The 11,918-nt window shown below is 70.1% G+C and carries 15 protein-coding genes; 10 read left to right on the top strand and 5 right to left on the bottom strand.

The features are described 5' to 3' along the window. Positions 1-56: 56 nt before the first annotated feature. Together H149_RS0100605 and H149_RS0100600 are read right to left on the bottom strand one after the other, a co-directional pair. A complete protein-coding gene (locus H149_RS0100605) occupies positions 57-1,361 on the bottom strand; it encodes an NADH:flavin oxidoreductase/NADH oxidase family protein (RefSeq protein ID WP_020647780.1) in 1,305 nt (434 codons plus the stop codon). Positions 1,362-1,749: 388 nt separating this feature from the next. Further along, positions 1,750-2,736, bottom strand: coding sequence for an LLM class flavin-dependent oxidoreductase (locus H149_RS0100600; protein WP_039747668.1), 987 nt, complete (start codon positions 2,734-2,736; stop codon positions 1,750-1,752). Between the two features lie 236 nt (positions 2,737-2,972). Between H149_RS0100600 and hisB the strand changes: the two genes are divergently transcribed. The 10 genes from hisB (at position 2,973) to H149_RS0100550 (ending at position 9,823) form a co-directional block, all read left to right on the top strand. Next, positions 2,973-3,566 carry an imidazoleglycerol-phosphate dehydratase HisB gene (hisB, locus tag H149_RS0100595; RefSeq protein WP_020647778.1) on the top strand — a complete coding sequence of 198 codons (594 nt, stop codon included), beginning with the start codon at positions 2,973-2,975 and terminating at the stop codon, positions 3,564-3,566. Between the two features lie 69 nt (positions 3,567-3,635). Then, on the top strand, positions 3,636-4,277 hold the full coding sequence (hisH, locus tag H149_RS0100590; RefSeq protein WP_020647777.1) for an imidazole glycerol phosphate synthase subunit HisH: 642 nt from the start codon (positions 3,636-3,638) through the stop codon (positions 4,275-4,277). 221 nt (positions 4,278-4,498) lie between these two features. Beyond that, the gene (hisA, locus tag H149_RS0100585; RefSeq protein WP_020647776.1) at positions 4,499-5,224 is read left to right on the top strand and encodes a 1-(5-phosphoribosyl)-5-[(5-phosphoribosylamino)methylideneamino]imidazole-4-carboxamide isomerase; all 726 of its coding nucleotides are present in this window, start codon (positions 4,499-4,501) and stop codon (positions 5,222-5,224) included. A 123-nt stretch (positions 5,225-5,347) separates the two neighbouring features. Beyond that, positions 5,348-6,118, top strand: a complete 771-nt coding sequence (gene hisF, locus H149_RS0100580) for an imidazole glycerol phosphate synthase subunit HisF (RefSeq protein ID WP_020647775.1) — start codon at positions 5,348-5,350, stop codon at positions 6,116-6,118. Between the two features lie 54 nt (positions 6,119-6,172). Further along, positions 6,173-6,502: a phosphoribosyl-ATP diphosphatase gene (locus tag H149_RS0100575; protein ID WP_020647774.1), complete on the top strand. Its 330-nt coding sequence runs from the start codon at positions 6,173-6,175 to the stop codon at positions 6,500-6,502. A gap of 18 nt (positions 6,503-6,520) precedes the next feature. After that, positions 6,521-6,748, top strand: a complete 228-nt coding sequence (gene tatA, locus H149_RS0100570; protein ID WP_020647773.1) for a Sec-independent protein translocase subunit TatA — start codon at positions 6,521-6,523, stop codon at positions 6,746-6,748. A 21-nt stretch (positions 6,749-6,769) separates the two neighbouring features. Further along, complete coding sequence (tatB, locus tag H149_RS21855) at positions 6,770-7,117, top strand: Sec-independent protein translocase protein TatB (protein WP_020647772.1); 348 nt, start codon at positions 6,770-6,772, stop codon at positions 7,115-7,117. Next, positions 7,114-7,884, top strand: a complete 771-nt coding sequence (gene tatC / locus H149_RS0100560) for a twin-arginine translocase subunit TatC (RefSeq protein WP_020647771.1) — start codon at positions 7,114-7,116, stop codon at positions 7,882-7,884. The genes tatB and tatC overlap by 4 nt, the downstream gene beginning before the upstream one ends. 15 nt (positions 7,885-7,899) lie before the next feature. Beyond that, a complete protein-coding gene (locus H149_RS0100555; protein WP_020647770.1) occupies positions 7,900-8,598 on the top strand; it encodes a response regulator transcription factor in 699 nt (232 codons plus the stop codon). Beyond that, positions 8,591-9,823, top strand: coding sequence for a sensor histidine kinase (locus H149_RS0100550; RefSeq protein ID WP_020647769.1), 1,233 nt, complete (start codon positions 8,591-8,593; stop codon positions 9,821-9,823). The genes H149_RS0100555 and H149_RS0100550 overlap by 8 nt, the downstream gene beginning before the upstream one ends. Before the next feature lie 19 nt (positions 9,824-9,842). Here H149_RS0100550 and H149_RS0100545 read toward each other — a convergent pair whose 3' ends face one another. The 3 genes from H149_RS0100545 to H149_RS0100535 are packed head-to-tail and all read right to left on the bottom strand — an operon-like array spanning position 9,843 to position 11,903. Beyond that, positions 9,843-10,358 carry a L,D-transpeptidase family protein gene (locus tag H149_RS0100545; protein ID WP_020647768.1) on the bottom strand — a complete coding sequence of 172 codons (516 nt, stop codon included), beginning with the start codon at positions 10,356-10,358 and terminating at the stop codon, positions 9,843-9,845. Positions 10,359-10,360: 2 nt separating this feature from the next. After that, positions 10,361-11,173, bottom strand: coding sequence for a shikimate dehydrogenase (gene aroE / locus H149_RS0100540; protein ID WP_020647767.1), 813 nt, complete (start codon positions 11,171-11,173; stop codon positions 10,361-10,363). A gap of 22 nt (positions 11,174-11,195) precedes the next feature. Then, on the bottom strand, positions 11,196-11,903 hold the full coding sequence (locus tag H149_RS0100535) for a glutathione S-transferase family protein (protein WP_020647766.1): 708 nt from the start codon (positions 11,901-11,903) through the stop codon (positions 11,196-11,198). Between the last annotated feature and the right edge of the window lie 15 nt (positions 11,904-11,918).

The following is an 11,918-nucleotide window of genomic DNA, read 5'->3' as shown; positions in this document are numbered from 1 at the left end:
GCAACGGTCCGCCGGGCGGGGTCATGGTGACGACGACCCGCCCGACGGACGACGCGCTAGGAATGGCGCCGCGCGCGGTGCATCCGCCAGGCCTGCCGATACTCGTCGGCGAGATAGCGCCAGAACGCGCCGAACACGCCGAGCTTCAGATTCGGGCCGAGACCGTCGGCGAGCCGGTACAGCTGCAGGTAATACCAGCCCTGCTGGCCGAAGACGTTGATCAGGCGGAACAGGAAGACCTTGGTCGTCGGCCCGAGGATGCCGGGGCCGAGCTGCATGCGCTTCTCGTAGCGCGGCAGCGCGTCGATCTGTCGCGCGAGCAGGCGCTTCGGCAGATCCGGCTCGCCGCACAGCGGACGGCCGAGGCCGACGACGTCGACTGCGCCGCCGCCCAGCGCTTCTTCGATGCCGGCGCGCGTGCGAAAACCGCCGGTCACCATCAGCGGCATGGTCGCGATCCGGCGCACATCAGTGGCGTAGTCGAGGAAATAGGCCTCGCGCTGGCGCGTGCTCGCGCGTTGCGGCGTGGCGTCGGCGTCCTTGCCGGCGTAGCCGAGCAAACGCGGCTGTTCGTAGGTGCCGCCGGACAGTTCGAGCAGGTCGAGGCGCTCGTCGTTGAGCCAGCGCACCACCTGCAGGCATTCCTCGTGCGTGAAGCCGCCCTTGCGGAAGTCGTCGGAGTTGAGTTTGACCGACACCGGGAAGTCGGCGCCGACCGCCTTGCGCGTCGCGCGGATTGTCTCGATCAGCATGCGCGCGCGGTTCTCGAGCGAACCGCCCCAGGCATCCGTGCGCCGGTTCGTCACCGGCGACAGGAACGAGCTCAGCAGATAGCCGTGCGCGGCGTGGATCTGCACGCCGGTGAAACCGGCCTCGCGCGCGGTCGCGGCGACGCGCGCGTAACGCTGGATGAAGTCGAGGATCTCCTCCTCGCGCAGCGCGCGGGGTTTGGCGTAGTTGGCGAGCAGCTTGAGCTGCACCGGCGACGGCGCCAGCGGCTCGCGCGTCACGTACCACGGCGACTGCCGGCCGGCGTGCGAGATCTGCATCCACAGGTGGTTGCCGGCGCTGGTGCCGGCGCGGCTCCAGGCGCGCAGGCGGCGCAGCGTCTCGGCGTCCGGCGGCGCCGGGTCGAGCGCGACATTGGCCGGGCGCTCGAGCACGCGGCGGTCGATCTGCACGTTGCCGGTGAGCAGCAGGCCGGCGCCGCCCTCGGCCCAGCGCCGGTACAGCGCGACGTGGCGCTCGGTCGGACGCAGCTGCGGATCGGCGAGGCCTTCGGTCATCGCCGCCTTGCACAGGCGGTTCGGCAGGCGGGCGCCGCAGGGCAGCGCCAGCGGCTGCGCGAGCAGGTCGGTCACGGATTCTCCTCGGAAAAGATGTGGTTCTGGGCTGCGCGCCGGCGTCGTGTCCCGCGTCGGTGCCCCGCAGCCGCGGCGATTGTAGTCGCGCGCTGCGGCGGCCGGACGGGCGTGCAGCGCTTCGTCGCCCTTCGCGCACGGAGCTGGCAGCAGCAGACGCCGGCCCGATTGCAGCGACGATCCATCGGGCCGCACAGGAAGAAGGCGACGGACGGGACGCGGCGGCGCCTCCGTCCGCAAGTCATCCGCGGGATGGGCGCCGCCGCGAAAGGCCGCGCAGCACGCGAAGCCGGCGTCGCAGCGTCTGGCGATGCCGGTGCAACGCATGGCCAAGACCGCGCAGCGCAAGACGGGCGCCGCTGCGCGCGGGCAGCGCGCGGGCGGCGCTTCAGCGCGCCATCGCCTCGGCGACGAGTTCGTGCGAGCGCAGCCGCGCGGCGTGATTGTGGAGATTGCAGACGATCATGATCTCGTCGGCGCGCGTTTCGCCGGCCAGCGCCAGCAGGCGCTCGCGCACCTGTGCCGGCGTGCCGACGACCGTGCGCGCGCGCCATTCGCGCAGTGCCGCCTGTTCGTATGCGTTGTATGGGTAGGTGAGCGCCTCGGCCGGGCTCGGCAGCGGCAGGAACCGGCCGCTCTGGATGCGCAGCCAGGCCAGTTCCATCGTCGACGCGCGCTCGCGGGCGAGATCCTCGCTGTCGGCGCAGACCACGGCGACGCCGAGGATCGCGTGTGGCGTCTTGAAGTGCTCCGACGGACGGAAGGCTTCGCGGTAGGCGAGCATCGCCGGCGCCGCCGGCGCCGGCGAGAAATGCGCGGCGAAGCCGTAGCCTGAACCGGCCTCGCCGGCCATGCGCGCGCTCGCGCCGCTCGAACCGAGCAGCCACACCGGCGGCAGCGCGACGCCGCCCGGCTCGGCATGCACCCCATCCGGATCGCCGGCCGTGCCGCCGCGCGAGCGCGCCATCAGCTCGTCGAACATCTGCGGGAACAGCTCGCCGCGCCCGGCGCGCAGCGCGCGCGTCACGCCGGGGACGCCGCCGGGCGCGCGGCCGAGGCCGAGATCGATGCGGCCCGGATAGAGCGCTTCGAGCGTCTGGAACATCTCGGCGACGCGCAGCGGCGCATGGTTCGGCAGCATGATGCCGCCGGAGCCGAGGCGCAGCGTGGTGGTGGCGGCGGCGCTATGCGCGATCAGCAGCTCCGGCGCCGAACTGGCGACGCTCGGCATCGCGTGATGCTCGGCGTACCACAGGCGCCGGAAGCCCAGGCGCTCGGCGAGCCGGGCGAGGTCGACGGTGCGGCGGATCGAGACGGCGGCGGGTGTGCCGTCGACGACCGGCGCCAGATCGAGGATCGAAAGAGGCAGCGGCATGGGCGCATTGTCGGCCAAGCCGGCGCCCGCGGCGAGCGCCCCGCTCCCGGGATGCCGGGCCGCGGACGCGACAGCGCGCCACGGACCGGCGCGACGGCGCCCGGGGCGGTGGTTTCGCGCGCCGCGGGCCGGTGCGCCGAGATCGCGCCGGCGGCGCCCGCCGGCGGCCGTGCCGCTGATTCAAATTTACCCAGCGCCGGAGTATTCTTTGCGACCATTTTTGCCAGTTCAGCCACATGGCTGCCCGCACCGCCAGCATCGAACGCAATACCCGCGAGACCCAGATCCGCGTGGAGCTGAACCTCGACGGAACCGGCGCCTCGCGTTTCGCGACCGGCGTGCCGTTCCTCGATCACATGCTGGATCAGGTGGCGCGCCACGGCCTGATCGATCTGGTCGTCGAAGCCAAGGGCGATCGCGACATCGACGACCACCACACGGTCGAGGACATCGGCATCACGCTCGGTCAGGCCTTCGATCGCGCACTCGGCGACAAGAAGGGCCTGGTCCGCTACGGCCACAGCTATGTGCCGCTCGACGAAGCGCTGTCGCGCGTCGTCGTCGACCTGTCCGGCCGGCCGGGGCTCGAATACTTCGTCGAGTTCCCGCGCGCGCGCATCGGCGAGTTCGACGTCGATCTGTTCCGCGAGTTCTTCCAGGGCTTCGTCAATCACGCCAAGGTCACGCTGCACATCGACAGCCTGCGTGGCCGCAACGCACATCACATCATCGAGACGGTGTTCAAGGCCTTCGGCCGTGCGCTGCGCGCGGCCGCCAGCCGCGACGAGCGCCTCGGCGACGTCATGCCCTCGACCAAAGGCAGCCTGTAGCCGTGACCCTTCTTTCGTCTTTGGCGCGCGTTCGCGCCGCCTGACGCCGCGCCACCGGATCTTCGCAACATGGCAGCGATCGGCATCATCGACTACGGCATGGGCAATCTGCACTCGCTCGGCAAGGCGCTCGAGCGCGTTGCCGGCAGCGGCCGTGTCGTCATCAGTTACGACCCCGAGGAATTGCTCAAGTGCGACCGCCTCGTGCTGCCCGGCGTCGGCGGCGTGCGCGAGTGCATGAAGGAACTGCAGCGCCTCGAGCTGAACCAGCTCGTGGTCGAGGCGGCGCGCAGCAAGCCGATGCTCGGCATCTGCCTCGGCATGCAGGTGATGCTGGAGTGGAGCGACGAGAACGGCGGCGTGCCGGCGCTCGGCCTGTTCCCCGGCCGCGTCTCGCGCTTCCCGGACCCGCCGGAGGACGGTTCGCCGAACCGCCTGAAAGTGCCGCACATGGGCTGGAACCGCGTGCGCCAGGTGCGCCAGCACCCGATGTGGCAGGGCGTGCCGGACAACGCCTGGTTCTACTTCGTGCACAGCTACCATGCCGTGCCGTCGAATCCGGAGCACGTGCTCGGCATCACCGACTACGGCCACGAGTTCGCCTCGGCGATCGCCCGGGACAATATCGTGGCTTTCCAGTTCCACCCGGAAAAATCGCAGAACTACGGCATGACCCTGCTGGCCAACTTCACGCAGTGGGATCCGGCCTAGGCGCCGCGTCGGCGGCGCGCGGCGCCGACGACGGGCACAGGGCTTGCTGACCTGCGTCTGACGGCGCTTGCCAGCGCTGCGCGGATTCAGGCAGAGTGTCGCCAACGTCAGGGTTTCTCCTTATCGTTTCTTCGTTTATCCACGCTCGGCCAGCACCGCTCGACCGCCCGCAAAACGCGTTCCCGAATAACCGTCCTTCCACCTGACCATACCCGCAGCTCATGCTGTTGATACCCGCGATCGACCTGAAGGGCGGCCAGTGCGTGCGTTTGCGCCAGGGCCGGATGAACGATGCCACCGTGTTCTCGGCCGACCCCGCGTCGGTCGCCAAGCGTTGGGCTGACGAGGGTGCCGAGCGCATCCACGTCGTCGACCTCGACGGCGCCTTCAAGGGCTCGCCGGTCAATCTCAAGGTCGTCGAGGAGATCGTCGCTGCGGTTGACGTGCCGGTGCAGATCGGCGGCGGCATCCGCGACGAGGAGACGGTGCAGCGCTATCTGAACGGCGGCGTGCAGTACGTCATCATCGGCACCAAGGCGGTCAACACGCCGCACTTCCTGCACGATCTGTGTCTCGAATTTCCGCGCCACATCATCGTCAGCCTCGATGCCAAGGACGGCCGCGTCGCGCTCAACGGCTGGGCCAAGGTCACCGGCCACGACGTCATCGAGACCGCCGTGCACTGCGAGCGCGACGGCGTCGAGGCGATCATCTACACGGACATCTCGCGCGACGGCATGATGCAGGGCTTCAACGCCGAGTCGACGAGTGCGCTGGCGCGCGCGCTGAAGACGCCGGTGCTCGCTTCCGGTGGTGTCTCCAGTCTCGATGACATCCGCCGCCTGAAGGAAATCGAGAACGACGGCGTCGTCGGCGCCGTCATCGGCCGCGCGCTGTACGAAGGCAGCCTCGACTTCAAGGAAGCGGTCAGGCTGGCCAAGGGCTGAGGCGATGATGTGTGGTCTGCTGGCCCCGGCGCGTCTGCAGCGTCCCGTCCTGAAACCTGCTCCGCCGGCGGCGGGGTGCCTGCGCCCGCAGCTGGCGGCGCCCGCTTCGCGCATATCCTGAACATGCTCGCCAAACGCATCATCCCCTGCCTCGACATCGATCGCGGCCGCGTCGTCAAAGGCATCAAGTTCGAAGACGTGCAGGATGCCGGCGATCCGGTCGAGGTCGCGCGCAAGTACGACGCGCAGGGTGCCGATGAGCTGGTGTTCCTCGACATCACCGCGTCGGTCGACGACCGCCCGACGCTGTTCCAGACCGTCGAGGCGGTGGCCCGCGAGATTTACATTCCGCTCACCGTCGGTGGTGGCGTGCGCAACTGCGCCGACGTCCGCGCGCTGCTGTCGGCCGGCGCCGACAAGGTCAGCATCAACACCGCCGCCGTCGACAATCCGGATTTCGTGTCCGAGGCCGGCGAGCGCTACGGCGTGCAGTGCATCGTCGTCGCCATCGATGCCAAGCGCGTCAGCAAGAAGAAGGAGGCGCCGCGCTGGGAAGTGTTCACGCACGGCGGCCGCAAGGCGACCGGTCTTGACGCCATCGAATGGGCGCGCAGCATCGTCCAGAAGGGCGCCGGCGAGCTGCTGCTGACCAGCATCGACCGCGACGGCACCAAGGGCGGCTACGATCTCGAACTGCTGCGCGCGATCTCCGACGCGGTCAGCGTGCCGGTGATCGCCTCCGGCGGCGTCGGCAATCTCGAACATCTCTACGAAGGCCTCACCACCGGCGGCGCCGACGCGGTGCTGGCGGCGAGCATCTTCCATCAGGGCACCTACACGGTCGGCGAAGCCAAGCAGTTCCTCGCCGCCAAGGGCGTGCTGGTCCGTTCTTGAGCGGGCCCGAGTCGGCGTACACTGACCGTCCCCGACCCTGAATCCGGAATCGCCGTGTCCTCGCCCGCCGACGTGCTGTCACAACTCTTTGCGACCATCGAGTCGCGCAAGGGCGGCGATCCGAAGGCGTCGTACATCGCCAGCCTGTACGCCAAGGGCGTCGACGGCATCGCCAAGAAGGTCGGCGAGGAAGCTGCCGAGACCATCATCGCCGCCAAGAATGCCGATGATGCGGCGCTCATCCACGAGCTGGCCGATCTCTGGTTTCATACGCTCGTGCTGCTCGCGCAGCGCGGGCTCGCGCTCGAGCAGCTCAGCGGCGAGCTCGCGCGGCGTTTCGGTACGTCCGGGCATGCCGAGAAAGCGGCGCGCTCCACTGGTTAACGAAAGAGGTATAGGCACATGGGTTCACTGAGCATCTGGCACTGGCTGATCGTCCTGGGCATCGTCGTGCTGATCTTCGGCACCAAGAAGCTGCGCAACGCCGGTGGCGACCTGGGTTCGGCGGTCAAGAACTTCAAGCAGGCGATGAAGGAAGGCGAGGCCGACGCGCCGAAGACGCCCGAGCAGCTCGCGCAGGGCGGCAAGGCCGGCGCCGAGAGCCGCCAGCACGAAGAAACCAAGAGCTGATCCGGTCCCGATCGCGCATCGATGTTCGAAATCGGCTTCTCCGAGCTGCTGGTCTGCTTCCTCGTCGCGCTGGTCGTGCTCGGGCCGGAGAAGCTGCCGAAACTCGCACGCACGGTCGGCCGCTGGACCGGCCAGGCCAAGGGCTATCTGCGCAATCTGACCGCCGAGCTTGACCGCGAGTCGCAGCTCGCCGAACTGCGCAAGCAGCTCGACGAAGCCAAGCGCGCGGTGCAGGACGGCGCGGAGTCATTCAAGGACAGCGTGCAGAAACAGACCAGCACCCTGCAGGCTTCCGTGCAGCAGGAAGTCGATGCGGCGCGCGACGCGGTCACGCCGACCACTGACGACGGCACGGACAAGAAGCCGTGAGCGAAGAGCAACCCTCGGGCGGCGAACAGCCGCTGATGTCACACCTGCTGGAGCTGCGTTCGCGGCTGCTCAGGATCGTGCTCGGCGTGCTGGCGATCTTCGTGCCGCTGAGCTTCTTCGCCAAGCAGCTGTATTCGCTGTTCGCGCACCCGCTGCTGGCGCTGATGCCGCCCGGCAGCTCGATGATCGCCACCGAAGTCGCCTCGCCGTTCTTCACGCCGATCAAGCTCGCCGCCGTCGTCGCCTTCGTCGCGGCGATGCCGTGGGTGCTGTGGCAGGTCTGGGCCTTCGTCGCGCCCGGCCTGTACAAGAGCGAGAAGCGGCTGGTCGCGCCGCTGATGATGTCGAGCACGCTGCTGTTCTACAGCGGCGTCGCCTTCGCCTACTTCCTGGTGCTGCCGACCGTCTTCCACTTCATGGTCAACGTCGCGCCCGACGGCGTCGCGGTGATGACCGACATCAGCAAGTACCTCGACTTCGTGCTGACGATCTTCGTCGCGTTCGGCTTCGCGTTTGAGACGCCGGTCGCGCTGGTGCTGCTGGTCAAGACCGGCTTCGTCACGCCCAAGCAGCTCGCCGGCAACCGCGAATACGTGCTCGTCGGCGCCTTCGTCGTCGGCGCGATCTTCACGCCGCCCGACGTGATCTCGCAGATCATGCTCGCCGTGCCGGTCTATCTGCTCTACGAGGTCGGCATCATTGCCGCGCGCATCATGGTGCCGGGCAGCGCAGAGGTCGACGCGCAGCGCGAGCAGCAGAACGGCTGAGGGGACGGCCCGCCCATGCGCGTGCTGCTCGTCGAGGATAACGCCGATCTGGCGGCGAACGTCGGCGACTATCTCGAAGCGCATCGGCACACCGTCGACTTCGCCTACGACGGTCCCAGCGGCCTGGTGGCGGCGGCGCACGGCGCCTTCGACGTCATCATCCTCGACCGCCTGCTGCCGGGCTTCGACGGCGCGACGCTGTGCCGGCGCCTGCGCGACGAGCACGGCGTGACGACGCCGGTGCTGATGCTGACGGCGCTGGACACCGTGGCGGACCGTGTCGACGGCCTCGCCGCCGGCGCCGACGACTATCTGGTCAAGCCGTTCGCGATGGCCGAGCTCGAGGCGCGCCTGAAGGCCTTGAACCGCCGCGCCAGCGGCAGGATCGCTTCCGGCGCGCTGCGCGTCGCCGACCTTGAATACGATCCGCGCACCTGCGAGGCGCGCCGCGCCGGTCAGACGCTGCCGCTCAATCCGTCGACGCGGCGCATCCTCGAATTCCTGATGCGGCAGACCGAGCGCATCGTCACCCGCAAGGAGCTCGAATACCTGCTGTGGGGCGACGAGGTGCCGGACGGCGACGTGCTGCGCGCGCACATGCACGCGCTGCGCAACGTGATCGACCGCCCGTTCCCGCGCAAGCTGCTGCACACGCTGCGCGGCACCGGTTACCGGCTCGCCGATCTCGGCGACACGGCCGACGACGGTGACTAGGCGCTCCGCGAGCACGCTGCACCGCCGCCTGGTCGGCGGCCTCGTCGGCCTCTCGCTGCTGATCGCCTCGCTGGCCGCGGTCGGCGTCTGGCTCAGCGACGTCTACATCGAGGATGCCGCGGTGCGCGACCTGATGGAGCGCGAGCTGGCGTTCATGGTCGGCCCGCACGCGCCTGACGCCGCGAACCGCGCGCACGACACGCTGCGCTTCTTCGCCGGCGACGAGGCGCCGGCCGAACTGCGCCGCTACGGCCCCGGTTACTACGAAGACCTGCATTTCGACGGCCGCTCGTTCAACCTGCTGGTGCGCGAGACCGGGCCCGCCGCGCACGCCTACCTGCTCTACGACATCACCTTCGTCGAGACGCGCGAGAACGCGCTGTTCGGTGCCGGCCTGGTCGCGCTGGTGCTGGTCGGCGTGCTCAGCTTCTTCGCCTCGCGCTGGCTGGCGCAGCGCGCGCTGGCGCCGCTCGATCAGCTGGTCGGGCAGCTCGGCGCGCTCGATCCGGAGCGGCGCGGCGAACGCATCGCGCTGGCGGTCGACGACAGCGAGCTCGCGGTGATCGTCGACGCGCTCAACCGCTACATGCAGGAGCTCGACGCGCTGGTCGAGCGCGAACGCGCGTTCGCCGCCGCCGCCAGCCATGAGCTGCGCACGCCGATCGCGGTGATCCAGGGCGCCGCCGAGACCCTGGCGCTGCAGGGCGAGCAGCCGGCGCTCAAGCGCATCGAGCGTGCGGTGCGCATGGCGCGCCACGAGCTGGACGCGCTGCTGACGCTGTCGCGGCTGCGCGACACGCAGGTCTTCGAGGAGCTGTCGCTGGAGCGCTGGCTGCGCGAGCTGGCCGAGCCGTATATCGAGTCCTCGCCGCAGGTGCGTGTCAGCTGGGACATGCCCGAGGCCGTGCGCATCGCCGCGCCGGCCGGCGCGATCGCGGCGATCTTCACCAACCTGCTGCGCAATGCGCTGCGCGCGTCGCGCGGCGGCACGGTCACCGTGCGCCTGCGTGCCGACCACTTCGCGGTCGAGGACGACGGCCCGGGCATCGCGCCGGCGGCGCTGCCGCGCGTCTTCGAGCCGGGCTTCAGCGCGCACGACGGCGGCACCGGCATGGGGCTCTACATCGCGCAGACGCTGGCGCAGCGCTTCGGCTGGACGCTCACCGTGGAGAATCGCGACGGCGGCGGCGTGCGCGGCACGTTGCGCTTCGCGCCGCGCGCCTGACGCGGCGGCCGCGCCTGCATCAGGGCAGCAGTTCGATCGGCGTGCCGACCGCGACGCGGTTCCAGACCTCGTCCATGTCGGCGTTGGCCAGCGCGATGCAGCCGTTGGTCCAGTCGGTGCGCTGCAGGAAGATGCCGAGGCTCGCGTAACCGTTGCGCTGGCCGTGGATCATGATCGCCTCGCCCGGTTTGGCGCCGAGCGCCCGCGCGCGGGCCAGATCGTCGGCGTTCGGATACGAGATGTGGATCGCCTTGTAGTAGTCGCTGTCGGCCTTCTTGGCGTCGAGCACGTAGCGGCCTTCCGGCGTGCGGCCGTCGCCCTGCTGGCGCTTCGGCCCGAGCGGATGCGGGCCGAGCGCGATGCGATAGCGGGCGAGCACCTGTCCGCCGCTGAGCAGGTAGAGGCGGCGCTCGGACTTGACGACGCGCACCAGGTCGACGACCGGCGTCGATGTCGCTACCGGCGTCGCCGCCTCGTCGGCGGCGCCGGCCGGCGCCACGAAGAGCAGCGCGGCGAGGACGAGCGCGCGCCGCACGATCAGGCGGCGCGCAGGGCCTGCAGCACGCCGGCGGTCGGCGGGCGCACGCCACGCCAGATTTCGAAGGCGCTCGCTGCCTGTTCGACCAGCATGCCGAGGCCGTCGGCGACGAGCGCCGCCTTCTGTGCCGTCGCCCAGTCGCGGAACGGCGCGAATGCGGCGCCGTACGACAGATCGTAGCAGGCGCCGCCGTCGGCGAGCAGCTGGCCGGGCAGGCGCGGCATCGCGCCGCTGTGGCCGGCCGAGGTGGCGTTGACGATGAGGTCGTAGCGATCGCCTTTCAGCGCCAGATGCGTGCGCGGCACGACGCTGCCGATTTCCTTGAACTGCTCGGCCAGCGCTTCCGGCTTCCACGGATTGCGGTTGGAGACGACCAGCAGCGCCGGCCGCGCCGCCAGCAGCGGGCCGAGGATGCCGCGCACCGCGCCGCCGGCGCCGACGATCAGCACGCGGCGGCCGGCGACGCCGATGCCCAGGCGCGCCAGATCGCGCCAGAAGCCGTCGCCGTCGGTGTTGTCGCCCTGCCAGCCGCCATCGACGCGCAGCAGCGTGTTGACCGCGCCGGCCTGCTGCGCGCGCGCGCTGACGCCGATGCACAGCCGCGCGACCTCGGTCTTGTGCGGCAGCGTGACGTTGAGGCCGCGATAGCCCTCGTCGTGCAACTGGCGCAGCGCGAACGGCAGCATCTCCGGCTCGACGTCGACCGCGTCGTAGGCGAGGTCCTGGCCGGTCTCGCGCGCGAACTGCGCGTGGATCAGCGGCGATTTGCTGTGCGCGATGGGATGGCCGATGACGGCGTAGCGGTCAGTCATGAAGTGAAAAGGTCCGGACGGTTCAGCGCGCGGCGCCGAAGCAGCGCGCGCGCAGGCGCGCGCAGTACGCAACGAGATTCGGATGCGCGGCGACGATGCCCTTGAGCGGCGTGTCGATCGGCGCGTCGTGCAGGTTGCCGAGGAAGCCGTAGGCCGACGCGTCGAGCGTGGTCGGTTGCGCGCCCATGAAGTACGGCTGCTCGCCGAGCCAGTCGGCGAGCGCCTGCACGTCCTGGGCGGCGCGGCGCAGGATCTCGGCGCGCGGATGGCGGCCGAGCCCGTGGCCCTTCAGCTGGGCGCGCACGCCGCGCCGTGCGATCGTCGGCACCACGAGCCGCAGCGGTGCCGGCAGCGCCGCGAACAGCACGCGGCGCGTCTGCGCCCAGCCGCCGTCGTCGATCCAGCGGAAATGCAGCAGCGCCCAGTACAGGTGTTCGTTGATGAGGCGCTCGAAGGCGCGCGCCGCGGCGCGCTGGCGCGCATCGAGTCCGGCGTCGAGATCCTTGCCGTACCTGGCGGCGAGCCGCTCGATGATGCTGTGCGAGTCGGCAATGATTTCGCCGCCGTCCTTGACGACCGGCAGCTTGCCGAGCGGGCCGTTCGGTACCATCTGCACGGCGACGCGGTAGTCGAGACCGGCGAGCCGCAGCCAGGTCTCGACCTTCATGCAGAACGGCGACAGGTTCGGCCAGCCGGGCGGGGCCGCGTACTGGTGCAGTTCGATCGTCATCGGCGCGGCGTCCCT

The sequence above is a fragment of the Solimonas variicoloris DSM 15731 genome (assembly GCF_000382285.1).
GTDB classification, from domain to species: domain Bacteria; phylum Pseudomonadota; class Gammaproteobacteria; order Nevskiales; family Nevskiaceae; genus Solimonas; species Solimonas variicoloris.
Note: the sequence above shows the minus strand (reverse complement) of the source record. Positions and strands in the feature narration are given on the sequence as shown.